Source organism: Variovorax humicola (assembly GCF_037889915.1).
GTDB lineage: Bacteria > Pseudomonadota > Gammaproteobacteria > Burkholderiales > Burkholderiaceae_C > Variovorax > Variovorax humicola.
The window spans coordinates 1-17,929 of the sequence record NZ_JBBKZV010000063.1 but is presented as its reverse complement, the minus strand read 5'-3'; the positions used below and the strand labels follow the sequence as shown (position 1 = coordinate 17,929).

Below are 17,929 nucleotides of genomic sequence, written 5' to 3'. Positions count from 1 at the left end.
CAAGGCGCACTCGGAGGGCGACCAGGACGAAGTCACCCAAGGACTGAAGGCGCAGAACGACGCGATCAAGGGCAGCGGCGCTGGAGGCGAAGGCAAATTCCCCGAGCTCTCAGAGCCGCACCTCGTGCTCTCCAGCCCTGCGGGCATCCAGAGCACCACCGCTGGCTCGACTCACATTGCCAGCGACAAGCACATCGCCCTCACCAGCGGCAGCCACACCAGCGTGTCCGCGGGCAAGAGCCTGCTCGTGAGCGTCAAAGAGGCCATTCGCCTGTTCGCCTTCAATGCGGGAATCAAGCTGGTGGCGGCAGCGCAAGACATAGACATCGCGGCACTCAAGAACAGCATCAACCTCCTCGCCAAGCTCGACATCACCCTCAGCGCCAACAAGATCACCATCACCGCCAAGGAGGAAGTCGTCATCAACGGCGGCACCAGCTACACCCGCTGGAACAGCAGCGGCATCGAGAACGGGACCCCGGGGCGTTGGGTCGAGCATGCAGCCAGTCACGGGTCTCCCGGCCCCAAGAGCCTACCGGTGCTCCCGCTGGAGTTTCCCGAGCCTGTGTGCAAGGAGTGCTTGCTCAAGGCATTGGCTGCTGGTGCGCCATTCGGGACACGCTGATGCGCCGCCTCTATTTGCAAAAACCCCTGGACGCCGAAGCGCTTCGCATCATCAACGCGTGGCAGCAGCGCATGGACGCACCGCCGGAATCCGGTGACAGGTTGTGGGCGGTTGTGGATGGCGCAGTCGTAGGCGATGCGGGCGCGCGAAGCCTGCAACTGGCCTATGGCGAACCTGTGCGCGCCTTCGACGGCTCCCCGCTCGCGGACTACGAAGAGCTGGGCATCCTGCTATGGCCGGTAGCCGCGATGAGCGCGCACGACGGCTTGGCCGCCCTGGGCCAGGCCGTCGATGCATCCCCCAGCCTGAGCATCGTGCGAACCCTCAAGCCTGTGGATGACTTGTGCCGGCTCCTGTCCTGGCTTGCCTGCGCGAGCACGACCGACGGTATGCGCTTGTACTTGCGCATTGCTGATACCCGCGTGCTTTCCAGCTTGCTACAGCACATCAAGCCTGACCAGCGCAGCGTGATACAGCGCGCGATGTGCGAATGGGTCTGGCCCGATCGCGCCGGAGTGCTGAAGAACCTCAACGTCACCGCTGCGACGGATTCGCAGGATGCCACTGCAGCCGCGGATGCGGGCCTGGTGCTTGACAACGCGCAGTACGCAGCGCTGCTGGAGGACATGGAAGTAGACATGCTTCACGCTGAACTGCGAACGTCTCTGCCGGATTGGGACGATCCTCGTACAGGCGCTGAAATCCATGACGGGATGCATGCGGTGCTAAGCAGGGCGAAGACTCTCGGCCTACGGAGTGCGGCCGACTACCTTGCGTTTGCAGACCTCGCGTTGCGCATACCAAGTGAGTTTGAGAGAGCGCCCGAGCTTGGTGAGACTTGGTTCAAGGTCAAAACCGGAGCTTCCAATTTAAGCGATGCCATCCGGGACTGGGGCCCGACGGAACTGCAGGCACTTGAGCGCTACAGGGCTTCAGGAAGTGCCCCTCGAACCAAGGGGTGACTTGTGCTGCCACCCCTTCTCCTCGGCGTGCGTTCGCCGAAGACTTCCCCTGTCCGCATGAAAGTTGACGACATGAGCTCTCACTCTTCTCACAAGGCCCAGCTCCGATGGTGGCAGTTGTCGATCGCCATTCTGCTCATGGCAATGGTGAGCGCTTGCAAGCCCGAGCCCAAGCCGATGACGGCGGGCATCACTGGCTACAACTTCACCCACGAGGGCGTACAGAACTACAGCGTCGACGAGATGTACGGCTCCAACCTTCCGCCCTATGGGGGTGGGGGAGCGTTGTCTTGCTGCATTCTCTTGCCAGCCCAGTGGAAGCCTGAACTCAGGGCCACAGTCCACTGGACGATTGGTGATTGGACAGTGCCCTACGAACAGATCGAGAACTTGTCCACCAAAGAGCAGATCAGGTGCTGCTGGTCCCAGCGCACCCTCACCAAAACCGTTCCCATCGAACCCTACGACGAAGAGGCCGGAAAGTTGCAAGTCTTCTTCCTGCCCGACGACGAGATCAAGGTCTACGTCTTCCCCGCCGGACCACAGAACCCGGATCACCCATCTCACATGGGCTACCCGAAGAACCCGAACCCGCCAACCGACAAGGAGAAATAGTCTTGACAACGCAACTCCCCCCTTCGGCCCGGTCGGCGGATCGTCCTCTGAACCTCATCGAGCAGGCCACGCGAAACGCCGCGACCGTCAAGGCAGACTACCGCCAGAGAGAAAACCTCTGCGCTGTCGATATCAAGGTCGGCGTTTTCTTCGACGGCACGAACAACAACAAGGGGCGCGATCAGGAAGACGTCCTGAGTGCAGGTGGCAGTCCCAATGCCTGCAGTCACAGCAACGTCGTGGTGCTGCACGATGCCTTTCCCAATGAGCCCGACAACGGATTGTTCCGCTACTACGTCCCCGGCGTGGGAACGCCATTTCCGCAGGTTAATGAGTTGACGGAGACGCCAGATGGAAAGGCCAAGGCAACAGGCGGCGATGCGCGCATCAATTGGGCGTTGATTCAGGTCATCAATTCGATGAATCGGGCGATCACCAAGGAAAGACTGATCTCTCCGGCGCAGGCGACAAGGGACAGCACCTCCCGCCCGTTGCACTACTCCTTGGCGCCCAATGCCAACTGCGAAGGCAAGAGGCAATATTTCATCGAGAAGTTGGCCAAGCTGAAGACCAAGCTGGCCAGCCGCCCGCCCAAGAGGCTCACGAGCGTCACCTTGTACGTGTTCGGCTTCTCGCGCGGCTCTGCGCAAGCGCGCGCCTTCTGCCATTTCCTGGAGCACTCGCTGCTGCAGAAAGAAGGCGGCAGCTACACGTTGGCCGGCGTGCCTTTCCGGCTGCAGTTTCTCGGCCTGTTCGACAGCGTGGCCTCCGTGGGCCTGGCCGGCTCCTCGCCGTTCTGGCGCGGCCTGGGCGGCTGGGCCAATGGCACGCTGGATGTGGTCACTTGCGTGGAGCGCACGGTGCACCTGGTGGCCGCGCATGAAATCCGTATCAATTTCCCGCTGTCTACAGCGCGCATCGGCAAGCACCAGTTTCCACGCAACACGGTGGAAAAAGTCTATCCCGGCTCGCACTCGGACGTGGGCGGCGGCTATGCCCGTGGGTCGCAAGGCAAGTGCCTGAACAAGCAAGCCCAACGCAAAAGGTTCGCCGTTTGCCGAAAGAAGAAAAGCCTTTGCGCTGGAGATATCGAAGCATGAACTCGCACTCTTCGCACAAGGTCCAGCTCCGATGGTGGCAGTTGGCGATCGCCGTACTGCTCATGGCACTGGTGAGCGCTTGCAAGCCCGAGCCCAAGCCGATGACGGCGGGCATCACTGGCTACAACTTCACCCGTGAGGGCGTACAGAACTACAGCGTCGACGAGATGTACGGCTCCAATCTTCCGCCCTATGGGGGTGGGGGGTCGTTGTCTTGCTGTGTTCTCTTGCCAGCCCAGTGGAAGCCTGAACTCAGGGTCACCGTCAACTGGACGATGGGTCGCTGGACCAGGCCCTACGAGAGCCGCAAGCACTTGTCGATCAGCGAGCAAATCAAATGTTGTTCGTCAAAGCGCACCCTCACCAAAACCGTCCCCATCGAACCCTACGGAGAAGACGGTGGCGATCTGCAGGTGTTCTTCCTGCCCGGCGACGAAATCAAGGTGTACGTCAGCAACTATGGACTGGGCCACGAGAAGCACCCCTCGGGTTTGGCCTATCCCGAAAACCCGAACCCGCCCACAGACAAGGAGAAATAGTCTTGGCAACGCAACTCCCCCCTTCGGCCCGGTCGGCGGATCGTCCTCTGAACCTCATAGAGCAGGCCACACGAAACGCCGCGACCGTCAAGGCAGACTACCGCCAGAGAGAAAACCTCTGCGCCGTTAATGTCAAGGTCGGCGTTTTCTTCGACGGCACGAACAACAACAAGAGGCGCGACCAGGAAGACGTCCTGAAAGCCGGCGGCGCTCCCAGCGCCTGCAGTCACAGCAACGTCGTAGTGCTGCACGATGCCTTTCCAGACGATCAGAAGAACGGGCTTTTTCGCATCTATGTGCCGGGCGTTGGCACGCCGTTTGCCGATGTCAAGGAGTTGACGGAGACCCCGGACGGAAAGGCCAAGGCGACGGGCGGCGATGCGCGCATCAATTGGGCACTTATTCAAGTGCTCAACGCCATGCACTACTCAATTCATACAGAGCGGTTGATTCAAAACTCAACAGCAAGTGATGACAGCACCTCCCGTCCGTTGCACTACTCCTTGGCGCCCGATGCCAACTGCGCAGGCAAGAGGCAATATTTCAGCGAGAAGTTGGCCAAGCTGAAGACCAAGCTGGCCAGCCGCCCGCCCAAGAAGCTCACGAGCGTCACCTTGTACGTGTTCGGCTTCTCGCGCGGCTCTGCGCAAGCGCGCGCCTTCTGCCATTTCCTGGAGCACTCGCTGCTGCAGAAAGAAGGCGGCAGCTACACGTTGGCCGGCGTGCCTTTCCGGCTGCAGCAGTTTCTCGGCCTGTTCGACAGCGTGGCCTCCGTGGGCCTGGCCGACTCCTCGCCGTTCTGGCGCGGCCTGGGCGGCTGGGCCAACGGCACGCTCGACGGGGTCCCTTGCGTGGAGCGCACGGTGCACCTGGTGGCCGCGCATGAAATCCGTATCAATTTCCCGCTGTCTACAGCGCGCATCGGCAAGCACCAGTTTCCGCGCAACACGGTGGAAAAAGTCTATCCCGGCTCGCACTCGGACGTGGGCGGCGGCTATGCCCGTGGGTCGCAAGGCAAGTGCCTGAACAAGCAAGCCCAACGCAAAAGGTTCGCCGTTTGCCGAAAGAAGAAAAGCCTTTGCGCTGGAGATATCGAAGCATGAACTCGCGCTCTTCGCACAAGGTCCAGCTCCGATGGTGGCAGTTGGCGATCGCCGTACTGCTCATGGCACTGGTGAGCGCTTGCAAGCCCGAGCCCAAGCCTAAGTCGGTGACTACGGGCATCACTGGCTACAACTTCACCAGTGAGGGCGTACAGAACTACAGCGTCAACGAGATGTACGGCTCCAATCTTCTGCCCTATGGGGGAGGGGGGTCGTTGTCTTGCTGTGTTCTCTTGCCAGCCCAGTGGAAGCCTGAACTCAGGGTCACCGTCAACTGGACGATGGGTCGCTGGACCAGGCCCTACGAGAGCCGCAAGCACTTGTCGATCAGCGAGCAAATCAAATGTTGTTCGTCAAAGCGCACCCTCACCAAAACCGTCCCCATCGAACCCTACGACGAAGAGGCCGGAAAGTTGCAAGTCTTCTTCCTGCCCGACGACGAGATCAAGGTCTACGTCTTCCCCGCCGGACCACAAGAACCCGGATCACCCATCTCACATGGGCTACCCGAAGAACCCGAACCCGCCCACAGACAAGGAGAAATAGTCTTGACAACGCAACTCCCCCCTTCGGCCCGGTCGGCGGATCGTCCTCTGAACCTCATAGAGCAGGCCACGCGAAACGCCGCGACCGTCAAGGCAGACTACCGCCAGAGAGAAAACCTCTGCGCCGTTGATGTCAAGGTCGGCGTTTCCTTCGACGGCACGAACAACAACAAGAGGCGCGACCAGGAAGACGTCCTGAAAGCCGGCGGCGCTCCCAGCGCCTGCAGTCACAGCAACGTCGTAGTGCTGCACGACGCTTTTCAGGAAGACAACGAGGGCGACTTCTACCGTTTCTATGTTCCAGGCGTTGGCACGCCGTTTGCCGATGTCAATGAGTTGACGGAGACTCCGGACGGGAAGGCCAAGGCGACAGGCGGCGATGCGCGCATTAACTGGGCACTCATTCAAGTGCTCAACGCCATGCATCAATCGATCCACAAGGACATGCCCCTGATCTCGCCGGCGCAGGCGACAACGGACAGCACCTCCCGCCCGTTGCACTACTCCTTGGCGCCCAATGCCAACTGCGGAGGCAAGAGGCAATATTTCAGCGAGAAGTTGGCCAAGCTGAAGACCAAGCTGGCCAGCCGCCCGCCCAAGAAGCTCACGAGCGTCACCTTGTACGTGTTCGGCTTCTCGCGCGGCTCTGCGCAAGCGCGCGCCTTCTGCCATTTCCTGGAGCACTCGCTGCTGCAGAAAGAAGGCGGCAGCTACACCCTGGCCGGCGTGCCTTTCCGGCTGCAGTTTCTCGGCCTGTTCGACAGCGTGGCCTCCGTGGGCCTGGCCGACTCCTCGCCGTTCTGGCGCGGCCTGGGCGGCTGGGCCAACGGCACGCTGGATGTGGTCCCTTGCGTGGAGCGCACGGTGCACCTGGTGGCCGCGCATGAAATCCGCATCAACTTTCCGCTGTCTACAGCGCGCATCGGCAAGCACCAGTTTCCGCGCAACACGGTGGAAAAAGTCTATCCCAGCTCGCACTCGGACGTGGGCGGCGGCTATGCCCCCGGGTCACAAGGCAAGTGCCTGAACAAGCAAGCCCAACGCAAAAGGTTCGCCGTTTGCCGAAAGAAGAAAAGCCTTTGCGCTGGAGATATCGAAGCATGAACTCTTACTTTTCGCACAAGGCCCAGCTCCGATGGTGGCAGTTGTTGATCGCCATTCTGCTCATGGCAATGGTGAGCGCTTGCAAGCCCGAGCCCAAGCCGATGACGGCGGGCATCACTGGCTACAACTTCACCCGTGAGGGCGTACAGAACTACAGCGTCAACGAGATGTACGGCTCCAACCTTCCGCCCTATGGGGGTGGGGGGTCGTTGTCTTGCTGCGTTCTCCTGCCAGCCAAGTGGACACCTGAACTCAGGGCCACAGTTCACTGGACGATTGGTGATTGGACGGTTCCCTACGAACAGATCGAGAGCCTGTCCACCAAGGAGCAGATCAGGTGCTGCTGGTCCCAGCGCACTCTCACCAAAACCGTCCCCATCGAACCCTACGGAGAAGACGGTGGCGATCTGCAGGTGTTCTTCCTGCCCGGCGACGAAATCAAGGTGTACGTCAGCAACTATGGACTGGGCCACGAGAAGCACCCCTCGGGTTTGGCCTATCCCGAAAACCCGAACCCGCCCACAGACAAGGAGAAATAGTCTTGGCAACGCAACTCCCCCCTTCGGCCCGGTCGGCGGATCGTCCTCTGAACCTCATAGAGCAGGCCACACGAAACGCCGCGACCGTCAAGGCAGACTGCCGCCAGATAGAAAACCTCTGCGCGGTCGATATCAAGGTCGGCGTTTTCTTCGACGGCACAAACAACAACAAGAGGCGTGATCAAGTAGATGTACTGAGTGCTGGTGGCAGTCCCAATGCATGCAGTCACAGCAACGTCGTAGTGCTGCACGATGCCTTTCCAGACGATCAGAAGAACGGGCTTTTTCGCATCTATGTGCCGGGCGTTGGCACGCCGTTTGCCGATGTCAAGGAGTTGACGGAGACCCCGGACGGAAAGGCCAAGGCGACGGGCGGCGATGCGCGCATCAATTGGGCACTTATTCAAGTGCTCAACGCCATGCACTACTCAATTCATACAGAGCGGTTGATTCAAAACTCAACAGCAAGTGATGACAGCACCTCCCGCCCGTTGCACTACTCCTTGGCGCCCGATGCCAACTGCGCAGGCAAGAGGCAATATTTCAGCGAGAAGTTGGCCAAGCTGAAGACCAAGCTGGCCAGCCGCCCGCCCAAGAAGCTCACGAGCGTCACCTTGTACGTGTTCGGCTTCTCGCGCGGCTCTGCGCAAGCGCGCGCCTTCTGCCATTTCCTGGAGCACTCGCTGCTGCAGAAAGAAGGCGGCAGCTACACCCTGGCCGGCGTGCCTTTCCGGCTGCAGTTTCTCGGCCTGTTCGACAGCGTGGCCTCCGTGGGCCTGGCCGACTCCTCGCCGTTCTGGCGCGGCCTGGGCGGCTGGGCCAATGGCACGCTGGATGTGGTCCCTTGCGTGGAGCGCACGGTGCACCTGGTGGCCGCGCATGAAATCCGTATCAATTTCCCGCTGTCTACAGCGCGCATCGGCAAGCACCAGTTACCGCGCAACACGGTGGAAAAAGTCTATCCCGGCGCGCACTCGGACGTGGGCGGCGGCTATGCGCCTGGGTCACAAGGCAAGGCGGCCGGAGCGCGCAGCAAGCTGCTGTCGCAGATGCCGTTGTTGGACATGTATCGCGAAGCGCGGGTGGCGGGGGTGCCGTTGCTCTCAGTCAAACAGTTGAAGGCGGATGCCAGAAGCGCGGGCACAGCCGATGACCTTGACATCGACCCCACTTCCGCCCAACTCTTCAACGCCTACCTCGAATGGGCAGCTGGCGCCACCTCCGGCCCGATCGAGGAGTCCTTGCATAACCACATGCAGCTGTACTGGCAGTGGCGCTACATCTGGAAGGGCGCCGTCAACAAGCTGTCCAGCTACGCCAGGGCGGACGAGCAGGACCGCACCGACGTCTGGGAGAGCGACGGCGACTTCCTCTCCGACGAAGTGAAGGCGTTGCAAGCGCAAAAGAAAATTGACGACTTCCCCCGCAGTCGCCAGCAGCCGCCCAGGTTCACGCTCACGCAGGCTGAACAGGACTTCCTACGCTTGCGCAAGGAGTGGCAAGCCCGGCCCGCCAAGGTGCCGCCGCTGGTGCACCGCTTTTTCGACGAGATGGTGCATGACTCGCATGCATCGTTCTACATGGTCGGCCCTGTCACCGACTATGACAAGAAGATGAAGATCAAGGAGATCTACGAGCGGCGCGAGCGGCGCCGCCAGCAATTGGTCGAGGGACTGTCGCTGAAGCCGGACGCTCCCGCTGCCGATCGGCTGGCCGACAAATCGCTGTCCGATCTGGAGCTGCTCATCCGCAACACCGACGCGGCGCACAAGGGCGAGTTTCCAGTGGTCAGCGACAAGGACCGCGGCCAACTGCTGGCGATGGAGGACCTGACCACCAGCGCGGCGGTGCGCCTGGTCACCAACAAGACGCGGCGCGAACTCGGCGGGCATGTGCGCTACCGGCGCGTGTTTGACGAGAGTTGAGCGCCTGAATGACAGATCACTTCCTGACAACATGAGCAATCAAGACCTGAAGAACTTCGAGACGTTGATCACGGGCGACGGCCTCGACAAAGAGAACGCCGGCGGCAAGCCGGTCGCCGATCTGCCCAAGACAGTTTCCCTCGTGGCGGAGCCGCCCCAGGAGCCCCGTCTCGCCGCCGTCAAGGCGGCAGTCAATCCATTGCTCGAAGCGGCGCAGCCGCTGATTCGCGTGCTGTGCGAAATGCCCAAGGAGCTCGATGCAACGCAGCTCGATGTGTTTCGTCGCCTGCTGACGCGGGAGGTCACCACCTTCCAGTCGATCTGCACCAGCGCGCAAATCAAGCACGAGCACATGGTGGCCGCGAGCTATGCGTTGACCACCGCCATCGACGAGGCCGTCCAGCGCAAGCCGTGGGGCGGCGGGTCGGGCGCGGAGACCGGCGCATGGTCCACGAATCCGCTGGCGCAGCAGTTTCACGAAGACACGAAGGGCGGAGAGAAGGTCTTCCTGCTCATCGGTCACCTGGCCGCCTCGCCGCAGGAGCACATCGATCTGATCGATCTGCTGTTCTTCGTGCTGTCGCTGGGCTTCGAGGGCCGCTATCGCTCGCTCCCCAATGGCCGGCGCGATCACGATGCCATCCGCCATCGCCTCTACGAGATCGTGATGGCCGCGCGCGGCGAAGTGCCGCGCGACCTTTCGCCGCACTGGAAGGGGGTGGGCGGCGTGGGCAAGTTCCGGCTGCTTCGCACCGTGCCTGTATGGGTCACGGTGTCGCTGCTGTCGCTGGTGTTGCTGGCGCAGTTCTCTTGGTACAAGTACCAGCTGGTACAGAAGAGCAACGGGGTGGAGGCGAACATCCGCGCCATCGGCGCAATGAGCCCGCCGCCCGCGCCGGTGCACAAGTCGCTGCGCCTGAAGGAATTGCTCGCGCCGGAAATCGCGCGCGGCACGGTGAGTGTGGAAGAGGACGACGCGCACAGTGCCGTCAGCTTCAAGGGCGACGACATGTTCGTGCCCGGGCAAGCACAGGTGAACGCGAAGCTTGTGCAGACGATTGCCAAGGTGGCGAACGAGATCAACGAGGTCACGGGTACGGTGCGGATCACCGGGCATTCGGACAACCGGCCGATCAAGACGCGCTTGTTCCCCGACAACCAGGCGCTGAGCGAGAAGCGCGCCGCCGCCGTGGCGGAGGTGCTCAAGACCAGCGGCGTGGCGTCGGAGCGCCTCGTGGTGGAGGGCAAGGGCGACACGCAGCCGCTGGCGGACAACACCACGGCTGCCGGCCGGGCGCGCAATCGACGGGTGGACATCGTGGTGACGCAGGGCGATGCACCTGCAGGGCCAGGCGGCCGGGCGGCGGCGCCGTTGGAAAGGAGCACGCCATGAGCAGGCGCGTGATTCTGGTGGGAGACACCACCACCCACGGCGGCAAGGTCATCACGGGTGCCGACAACAACACCGTGCAGGACCGGCCCATCGCACGCCTCGGCGACGAGGTGGACTGTCCGCTGCACGGCGTCAACAAGATCATCGAGGGCGAGGCCGGCCACGGGATTGGCGGCAGGCCGGTGGCGCTCGAAGGACATCGCACGGGGTGCGGCTCGGTGCTGATCGGCTCCATCGGCAAGACGGTGGGCTGAAGCGCCTCAGGAATATCCAATGCAATACCTCAATTCGTTTGTGAGTTTCGTCTTTTCCCGCGCCACGCTGACCTTCATCGGGTTGGTCGTGTTGGCGCTGGTGATCTGGTTCGTGGGGCCGCTGATCGCGGTGGACGGACTGCGTCCGCTGGCCACGGTTGGCGTGCGCGTGAGCCTTCTGGTGCTGCTGCTGGCCTTCGCGATGCTGTGGCTCGGTTCCGGACCGGTAAGCCTTGCCGGCGTGGCGGCGCTGTGCCTGCTGATATGGCATGCGGGCCCGCTGCTTTCGCTGGCCGCGGCGCGGCCGTTGCAGCCGGTGTGGGTGCGTGCGACGGCGATCGGCGTGATCGTGCTGGCCTGCGCGGTGTGGTGGCTGGTCAAGCTGTGGCGTCGTATGCGCGAGGACCCGCAGGCGATCACCAACTTCTTCATGGGCCGGTCCGCGAAGGACAAGGCCCGCAATGAAAGCCGGGAACAGCTCAAGAGCGTGACCAGCATCATGCAGAACGCCTTGACGCAACTCAGCAACCTGCGGGGCACAGGCGGCCTGCGGCGGATCTTCGAGGGCAAGCGCTATCTGTATGACTTGCCCTGGTACATGATCGTCGGCAGTCCTTCCGCGGGCAAGACCACGGCGCTGCTGAATTCGGGCCTGCAGTTTCCGCTGGCGCGGAAGATGGCCGGCCCCGCGGGCGGCACGGCTTTCACTGCCGTCGGCGGAACGCTGCACTGCGACTGGTGGCTGAGCAACGAGGCGGTGCTGGTCGACACGGCGGGCCGCTACACCTCGCGCGACAGCGATGCCGCCACCGATGCGATGGAGTGGCACGGCTTCCTGGGCCTGCTGCGCAAGCATCGGCCCCGTGCGCCGATCAACGGCGCGTTCGTGGCGCTGAACACGGCCGAGCTGCTTCGCCTGGATGACGCGGAGCGCCTGCGCCATGCCGGCATGCTGCGCGACCGTCTGGCGGCGTTGCGGCAGGAGCTGGGCATCCGGTTCCCGGTGTATGTGATCGTGACGAAGGCGGACTTGCTGGGCGGCTTCTCGGAGTATTTCCAGTCGCTCACGAGCGAGGGGCGTGCGCAGCCGTGGGGCTTCACGCTGCCGTACGAGGGACTGAACAGCAAGCGCGGGACTTCGGCTGCGGCCATTGCCGAAGGGCAAGAGGCGCTGCGCACCCAGCTTCGCACGGAGTTCGGGCTGCTCAAGAGCCGCCTGGACATGGGCCTGCGGACGCGGCTGAGCGAGGAGTACGACCTCGATCGCCGTCAACTGCTGCCCGGATTCCCGCAGGAAATGCAGGCGCTGATCGATCCGCTGGTGCAGGTGATCGACGAAATCTTCCTCGACTCGCGCTTCGACAGCACACAGCATCACAACGCGCTGAGGGGTGTGTACTTCACGAGCGGCGCGCAGGCCCTGGAGACGGTTCCGGCCGATTCCGGCACGCTGATGCAACGCCTGCGGCGCAGCCTGGAGATGGCGCGTGGCACTGTCGTGCCGAAGAAAGTACCGGCGCCCGCAGCCGCACCCGTGGCGGCTTCGACGGCGAAGCCCGCCGAAGGCAACACCGAGGGCAAGCCTGAAGACAAGCTGGTGGCTGACGCGCAAGCCAATGCGGCGGCGGGTGCGCCTGCTGCCGCCGCGCCGCCCGTCACGGCGCCGCGGGACGACCGGCTCGTCACCGATGCCAAACGCGGCAAGCTGGGGTTCTTCCTGCAGGACATGCTCACCAAGGTGGTCATTTCCGAGGCGCATCTGGTGCAGCCCAACTTGCGTTGGGAATTCCGCTTCCGGCTGCTGCGCCTGATGGGCCATGCATTGGCGCTGGTCGTGTTCCTATGGCTTGCGGGGGCGCTGGTGCTGAGCTTCGGCAACAACGGCAAGTACCTCGCGACGGTGAATCAGCGCGTGGAGGCATTGATCAAGCAGGTACGCACTCTGTTCGTTGCATTCAAGCCGGCCGGCGTGCCGGACGTGCTCAATGCCGCGCGCGAATTGCCGGGCTATTCGGGGCTGGACGTGTACGACCCACCGGGGAGTTTTCTCTATGGCCTCTACAGCGCCCCGCCGGTGCTGGACGCCGCCTCGCAGACGTATGCGCAGTTGCAGGATCACACGCTGCTGCCGGCCATCCTGCGCCGCATGGAGTCGGTGCTCGCACAAAGCGTGAAGGACCAGGACCCGAAGCTCGCCTACGAGACGCTGCGGGTCTACAAGCTCCTGCACGACCGCGAGCACTACATGAACGGCGGCGCACGCGACGTGCGCGACTGGGTGCTGCGGGATTGGGAGCAAACCGGCAGCGCCGCGGACTTTGGCGGGCGTGCGTCGATGGTGGGGCACGTCGAGGCGCTGTTCTCGGGCAAGCGGCCGGTTCAGGCGGCGTCGCTTCCGAACGAGGCACTGGTGCACCGGGTGCAGGAGTTTCTGAGCAGCAACACGTCGACGCAGCGCGTGTACGAGCGTGCCAAGGCGGTGATGGCGCCGCAGGCGCCGCAGGAGTTCACGCTGATCCGGGCGGTGGGGCCACAGGCGGGCACGGTGTTCTCTCGGGCGGATGGCCAGCCGCTCGAAAAGGGTGTTCCGGGGTTGTTTACCTACGATGGCTACCACGACCTTTTCAACAAGCGTCTGCCCGAGTTCGTGGGGCGCGCGCTGGACGATGATGCCTGGGTCATGGGGCGCGGCGGTACGGCTGTCCCGCGCAAGGGCGCGTTGGGCGATGCCGACGATGCATTGACGACCAATCCGCTGCTGGAGGACATCCGGCGCCAGTACCTGGCCGAGTACGCGACGCATTGGGAAGGGTTTCTCGTTTCCATCCGCACGGTGGGCGCGAGCGACACGATGAATACGAGCCTGGGCTTCGATCTGAGCGTGCTGCGCCAGCTGGCGGCGCCCGATTCGCCGCTCTCGCGGCTGGCCCGAGCGGCGGCGCGCGAAACCACGCTGTCGCGGCCGCTGGCGACACGTGCGCAGGAAGACAGGGGATTTTTCGACAAGGCCACTGACGAGCTGAACAAGCAAACGCGGGAGATCGGCAGGAACCTCGGCATCCGCCCTGAGGAACGGCTGGAGAAGGAGATCGTCGACAACCGCTTCGCCGCCTTGCGCGAGGTGGTGACGGGGCAGCCCGACATCGCGTTGAGCTCGAATGCCGGTGCCAGCACGGCCAAGCCGGGACTTGAGAACATCTCGGGGCTCATCAACGAGTACTACACCCTTCTCGTGGTGGCCGACACGGCGCTCACCTCGGGAAGCCTCCCGCCCGGTGGCGCGGAAGTCGGTGCGCGTTTGAAGCTGGAGGCCGGCAAGTTGCCGGCGCCTTTTCGCGAGGTGCTGACCGCGCTGGCCGACAGCGGCGGTGAGAAGGTGGCACAGGGATCGTCGGACATTCTGCGCAAGCAGGCCCAGACGCAGCTCGATCGCATCATGGGCTTGATGGCGATGCAAGTGAGCGAACCATGCCGGCGCGGCGTGGAGGGTCGCTACCCGCTCGCCGCCGTGGCGGAGGATGTATCGATCGAGGATTTCACGCAGGTCTTCGCCGCGGGCGGCGCGGCCGACGAGTTCTTCACGAAGTACCTGGCCCCCTTTGTCGACACCAGCGTGCGCCCCTGGCGCTACAAGAGCCCCGACATGGCGAACGCGATGGTGGGTGCCGAGAGCGTGGCCAACGGCGCCGCGCCGCAGCCCGCAACCACGGGTCCCACGCTGCTGGGCGAACAGCTGAAGCTGCTGGCACGGAGCGGCCCGAATCTGGATTCGTTCTATCGCGCGCGGCAGATCCGCGATCTGTTCTTCCGCGATGCGTCCGGCAAGAAGTTCGGCTGGAAGCTGGACCTCAAGGTGATGGAGCTGGAGCCGAGCATCACCGATCTCATCATCGACATCGACGGACAGGGGCTGCGCTACGCGCATGGTCCGGTGCAGTCCTTTGCTGTGGGCTGGCCTGGTCCGCGCGGTGGATCGACGGCGGAGTTGACGGCCAATCCCCGCATTTCGGGACCCACCTCGACGGTGTCGACGCAGGGGCCGTGGGCGCTGTTCCGTCTGCTCGACAAGGGGCACATCGTGGGCACCGCCACGCCGGGCCGGGTGAGCGTCGAATTCCAGTTCGATGGACGCAAGACGCTCCTCGACATCAATACCGGCAGTCAGCCGAATCCGCTCAACAGTGACCTGCTGAGGGGCTTTCGCTGCCCGGGTCGCTTCGGTTGAGTCGGGCTCATGCTGGAAGCTCTGATTTCGCATCGCCTGATCTCACCGCCTGCCATCTGGGGCAAGCTGCCGGCCCACGCCGACTTCGTGCGCAGCGGTGTGCGGCACGGCGAAAGCGAAGGATGGCAGTCGTGGCTTGCGGAGCATGCGGTGGCGGGAGCGATGAAGGGCATCGCGTCGCTGCCAGTGGCCTTCGTGCTGCCGCCCCGGTCGCTGGCCTTCGCGCCCCGGGACTTCGTGGGGGGCGTGGTCGCGCCATCGAGTGACCGCACGGGACGGCGGCACGCGCTGCTGGTCTATCAGCGGGCACATCCACGTTGGGTGCAGCCGCACTTCGAAGCGCAAGCCGTTGAGCCATGTGACTGGCTGTTCTGGCTGGCGCGTGCGGTGCAAAGGCACGTCGCCGTGCATGCATTGGGCGACCTCCAGGCTTTGGAACGGTCGGTGCAGGCGCTGTGGCAATTGCACATGCCCGGGCGGCGCCTGCCGGGGCAAACGGCGACGGCCGCCGGATTGCCGCAAGCGAAGGATGTGCTTGCGGTGCTGGACCGCTGCACCGGTCCCGCGCACGCGGGTGATGCGGTGCAGGACCTGAGCGGTGTTCGCCATCTGCCGTGGGCCGATTGGCCTGGGCGATTGCACGGCGCTCGCGCGCAGAGCGCGTTCTGGCAGCAGGACGCTGCCGGCGGCTTCGTCAATGCGGGGACGCGCCTGGCGAATCTATGGAGGACCGAGTCATGAACATCGACCCTGTCGGTGAATCGGCGGCAAGTGCCGCTGCGCCGTCCCTGCTGTTGCGGCTTGTGCGCAGCCACGGCAAGCCTGTGGATGGCACGCTGTCCGTACCGGCTGCGGGCGTGGGGCTTGCCGATGCGCTCGCACTGGACGCTCGGGCCCCGAATGACGAGGACAGACGCCAGGCCGATCTGTGCCGCATCGGCTTGCGCGGCCGGTCTTGGCAACTGTCGAACGACAGTCACGCGCTCGCATGCACTTTGAATGGACAGCGTGTGCCGGCCGGGACGGTCACGTCCGTCGCCGACCGTGACGTGCTGGAGCTAGGCTTGCTGCGCTTCGTCGTGGAACTGGCGGACTCCGATGTGAACGCCGCGGCTTTCGATTTGCGCAACCTCGCGTTGTCTCCTCGGCAGCAATCGTTCGCAGACCCGTTCGGGGTACTCGACATCGATGGGGCAAGGCCGCAGTCCGTGGCGAATCCATTGGGCCAGTTGCTCGGCGAGTTGCCGGTCGCGAAGGGGCAGGCGGCAAAGGGGCTGACCGCAGCCTCGGCGGCGATACCGCCCTTGCGGGAAATCAGCCGGCGCGAGCATCGGCCGCAACCCGGTTCCGCCGACGCCTTGTTCGATGACCTGCACGAAGGCTTCATTCGCGCGGTGCGGGATCCATCGCGGCTCGCCGAAAGCGCACTCTGGGAGAACAGTCATGCGCTCGCCGGTGAGGCGACTTTGACGACCTTGGAAGACCTCACCCGTGACGCCGTGGCAACGTATCCCCTGGTGCGTGACGTGCTGCACGACCGCGAGAAGATCGACCAGCTTTTCGACGGCGTTGATTCATGGGACAAGTCGCCCCTGTTCGAGCCCCAGGAGACTGAAGAGGTGTTGCGGTTGTTCGCCCCCGAGTTGGCGCACAGCGCCAGGAAATCCATTCCGAGTCTCACGCGACGCGAGCACCACGCGTTGTCGCCCGACAGCCCCATGCCCATCGAATCGACGCGGCAGGGCACAAGGAGCCCGGATGGACCCATGGAGTCCAACCGCGATGCCCTTTGACGCGATCTTCTTTACCCCACTTCATTCCCCTACTCGATGACTACATCCCTCTCGTCCGGCCCGATCGACGGCGCATCGCGATCTTTCCGTGAGTGGTCTCACGTCCGACCGTTGTCGGAAGCGCTCGCGCGCGCGGAGGCGGACGTTCGCGTCAAGCCGCAGGAGGTACGCGCCCGCTGGCTGCTGTTCGAACTGTCGTGCGTGCTGGGCCAATGGGAGCGCGCACTCAAGCAATTGCAGACATGGGCCGGCTTGTCGCGCGACAACGAAAGCACGGCGCATGTGATGCGTGGTCTCATTCGCGCCGAGCACCAGCGCATGGAACTGTTCGCGGGGCGTGCGGAGCCCGCAACGCTGGCCGCCGGCGGCCGCTCCGCACCCGCATGGATGGCTGGTTTGGGTGAAGCGCTCAGGCTGGCCGCGCCGGGTGATGCCGCCGCGGTGGAAGCTGCTGATCTTGCGCGCGAGACCGCGCTGGGCCAGGCGCCGGATACAGCCGGCGTGAGCAACCTGATGTCCTTCGCTTGGGTGAGCGACTCCGACACCCGGCTGGGTCCGGTGTGCGAGGTGATCCTGGCCGGCGCCTATCGCTGGCTGGCCTTTCGCGATCTGGCCTCGATCGCCAAGGCCGCGCCGGCGCACCTGCTGGACCTGGTCTGGGTGCAGGTGGACCTGGTGCTGCGGGACGGCACGGCGCTCAAGGGCTACATGCCGACGCGCTACCCGGTGCATGCGGGCGACCGGGACGCACTCCTGATGGCACGCGAAACCGTGTGGACCGATGTCGGCCAAACCGGCGTGATCGCGCGCGGGCAAAAGATGTGGGCCACCGATGCGGGCGACATGGCGCTGCTCGACTTGAGGGACTGCAAGTTTGCGGTCGGAGCGTGAGAGAGAAGTGAATGCAATGAAGGAGGTCTTTGTATGCTGAGCAACCGCACCCTGTCCGTCGAATCGCCCGCGATTCCTGTCTTCGCTGGAATCCCGGCGTTGCAGCCGGTGCGCCTGTCGGGCCAAGAGGGCCTGAACAGCCTCTTCGAATACGAGCTTCTGCTCAAGACCCCTGACGCGCTGAACCTCGGCGCCAGTGGCGCAGCCGACTTCAACCTCGACGACTTCATCGGCCGCGAGATCAGCTGCTCCATCCAGCTCGACGGCATGGGCGAATTCCTCCCCGGCGTCGTCGGAGCCAGCACCGACCACATCG

Annotated in this window: 15 protein-coding genes and 1 pseudogene; all 16 read left to right on the top strand. The window is 63.8% G+C overall.

The genetic code is table 11. From position 1 onward, the window contains the following. On the top strand, window positions 1-625 hold a 625-nt coding region (locus tag WKW80_RS36015), incomplete at its 5' end, for a DUF2345 domain-containing protein (protein ID WP_340368356.1). After that, a complete protein-coding gene (locus WKW80_RS36010; protein ID WP_340368355.1) occupies window positions 625-1,587 on the top strand; it encodes a DUF4123 domain-containing protein in 963 nt (320 codons plus the stop codon). The genes WKW80_RS36015 and WKW80_RS36010, both read left to right, overlap by 1 nt. A gap of 57 nt (window positions 1,588-1,644) precedes the next feature. Continuing rightward, entirely contained in the window at window positions 1,645-2,202 is a 558-nt protein-coding gene (locus WKW80_RS36005; RefSeq protein ID WP_340368354.1) for a Tli1a family immunity protein, read from the top strand. Between the two features lie 2 nt (window positions 2,203-2,204). Next, on the top strand, window positions 2,205-3,302 hold the full coding sequence (locus tag WKW80_RS36000) for a T6SS phospholipase effector Tle1-like catalytic domain-containing protein (protein ID WP_340368353.1): 1,098 nt from the start codon (window positions 2,205-2,207) through the stop codon (window positions 3,300-3,302). Beyond that, window positions 3,299-3,841 (top strand): Tli1a family immunity protein, encoded by a 543-nt coding sequence (locus WKW80_RS35995; RefSeq protein ID WP_340368352.1) that lies wholly within the window; start codon window positions 3,299-3,301, stop codon window positions 3,839-3,841. Before WKW80_RS36000 ends, WKW80_RS35995 begins: the two co-directional genes overlap by 4 nt. Window positions 3,842-3,843: 2 nt before the next feature. Beyond that, window positions 3,844-4,944 carry a T6SS phospholipase effector Tle1-like catalytic domain-containing protein gene (locus WKW80_RS35990; RefSeq protein WP_340368351.1) on the top strand — a complete coding sequence of 367 codons (1,101 nt, stop codon included), beginning with the start codon at window positions 3,844-3,846 and terminating at the stop codon, window positions 4,942-4,944. Beyond that, the gene (locus WKW80_RS35985) at window positions 4,941-6,593 is read left to right on the top strand and encodes a Tli1a family immunity protein (protein ID WP_340368350.1); all 1,653 of its coding nucleotides are present in this window, start codon (window positions 4,941-4,943) and stop codon (window positions 6,591-6,593) included. Before WKW80_RS35990 ends, WKW80_RS35985 begins: the two co-directional genes overlap by 4 nt. Further along, window positions 6,590-7,132, top strand: coding sequence for a Tli1a family immunity protein (locus tag WKW80_RS35980; RefSeq protein ID WP_340368349.1), 543 nt, complete (start codon window positions 6,590-6,592; stop codon window positions 7,130-7,132). Before WKW80_RS35985 ends, WKW80_RS35980 begins: the two co-directional genes overlap by 4 nt. A 2-nt stretch (window positions 7,133-7,134) precedes the next feature. Continuing rightward, on the top strand, window positions 7,135-9,057 hold the full coding sequence (locus WKW80_RS35975) for a T6SS phospholipase effector Tle1-like catalytic domain-containing protein (protein WP_340368357.1): 1,923 nt from the start codon (window positions 7,135-7,137) through the stop codon (window positions 9,055-9,057). A gap of 31 nt (window positions 9,058-9,088) precedes the next feature. Then, window positions 9,089-10,450, top strand: coding sequence for a type VI secretion system protein TssL, long form (tssL, locus tag WKW80_RS35970; RefSeq protein ID WP_340368348.1), 1,362 nt, complete (start codon window positions 9,089-9,091; stop codon window positions 10,448-10,450). Further along, entirely contained in the window at window positions 10,447-10,704 is a 258-nt protein-coding gene (locus tag WKW80_RS35965; RefSeq protein WP_340368347.1) for a PAAR domain-containing protein, read from the top strand. The genes tssL and WKW80_RS35965 overlap by 4 nt, the downstream gene beginning before the upstream one ends. Window positions 10,705-10,723: 19 nt before the next feature. Continuing rightward, entirely contained in the window at window positions 10,724-14,929 is a 4,206-nt protein-coding gene (gene tssM, locus WKW80_RS35960) for a type VI secretion system membrane subunit TssM (protein ID WP_340368346.1), read from the top strand. Between the two features lie 9 nt (window positions 14,930-14,938). After that, complete coding sequence (gene tagF / locus WKW80_RS35955) at window positions 14,939-15,670, top strand: type VI secretion system-associated protein TagF (RefSeq protein ID WP_340368345.1); 732 nt, start codon at window positions 14,939-14,941, stop codon at window positions 15,668-15,670. Next, a complete protein-coding gene (locus tag WKW80_RS35950) occupies window positions 15,667-16,722 on the top strand; it encodes a TagK domain-containing protein (RefSeq protein ID WP_340368344.1) in 1,056 nt (351 codons plus the stop codon). The genes tagF and WKW80_RS35950 overlap by 4 nt, the downstream gene beginning before the upstream one ends. A gap of 36 nt (window positions 16,723-16,758) precedes the next feature. After that, a complete protein-coding gene (locus WKW80_RS35945) occupies window positions 16,759-17,613 on the top strand; it encodes a type VI secretion system accessory protein TagJ (RefSeq protein ID WP_340368343.1) in 855 nt (284 codons plus the stop codon). A 33-nt stretch (window positions 17,614-17,646) separates the two neighbouring features. Further along, a pseudogene (locus WKW80_RS35940) lies at window positions 17,647-17,929 on the top strand (type VI secretion system Vgr family protein); the annotation flags it as partial.

What these genes read in the sequence shown, in the direction of transcription:
- tagF (WP_340368345.1), top strand. Translation starts at nt 14,939, where the DNA reads ATGCTGGAAGCTCTGATTTCGCATCGCCTGATCTCACCGCCTGCCATC.
- tssM (WP_340368346.1), top strand. Translation starts at nt 10,724, where the DNA reads ATGCAATACCTCAATTCGTTTGTGAGTTTCGTCTTTTCCCGCGCCACG.
- WKW80_RS35980 (WP_340368349.1), top strand. Translation starts at nt 6,590, where the DNA reads ATGAACTCTTACTTTTCGCACAAGGCCCAGCTCCGATGGTGGCAGTTG.
- WKW80_RS35985 (WP_340368350.1), top strand. Translation starts at nt 4,941, where the DNA reads ATGAACTCGCGCTCTTCGCACAAGGTCCAGCTCCGATGGTGGCAGTTG.
- WKW80_RS35950 (WP_340368344.1), top strand. Translation starts at nt 15,667, where the DNA reads ATGAACATCGACCCTGTCGGTGAATCGGCGGCAAGTGCCGCTGCGCCG.
- WKW80_RS35995 (WP_340368352.1), top strand. Translation starts at nt 3,299, where the DNA reads ATGAACTCGCACTCTTCGCACAAGGTCCAGCTCCGATGGTGGCAGTTG.
- WKW80_RS36005 (WP_340368354.1), top strand. Translation starts at nt 1,645, where the DNA reads ATGAAAGTTGACGACATGAGCTCTCACTCTTCTCACAAGGCCCAGCTC.
- WKW80_RS35965 (WP_340368347.1), top strand. Translation starts at nt 10,447, where the DNA reads ATGAGCAGGCGCGTGATTCTGGTGGGAGACACCACCACCCACGGCGGC.
- tssL (WP_340368348.1), top strand. Translation starts at nt 9,089, where the DNA reads ATGAGCAATCAAGACCTGAAGAACTTCGAGACGTTGATCACGGGCGAC.
- WKW80_RS36010 (WP_340368355.1), top strand. Translation starts at nt 625, where the DNA reads ATGCGCCGCCTCTATTTGCAAAAACCCCTGGACGCCGAAGCGCTTCGC.
- WKW80_RS35945 (WP_340368343.1), top strand. Translation starts at nt 16,759, where the DNA reads ATGACTACATCCCTCTCGTCCGGCCCGATCGACGGCGCATCGCGATCT.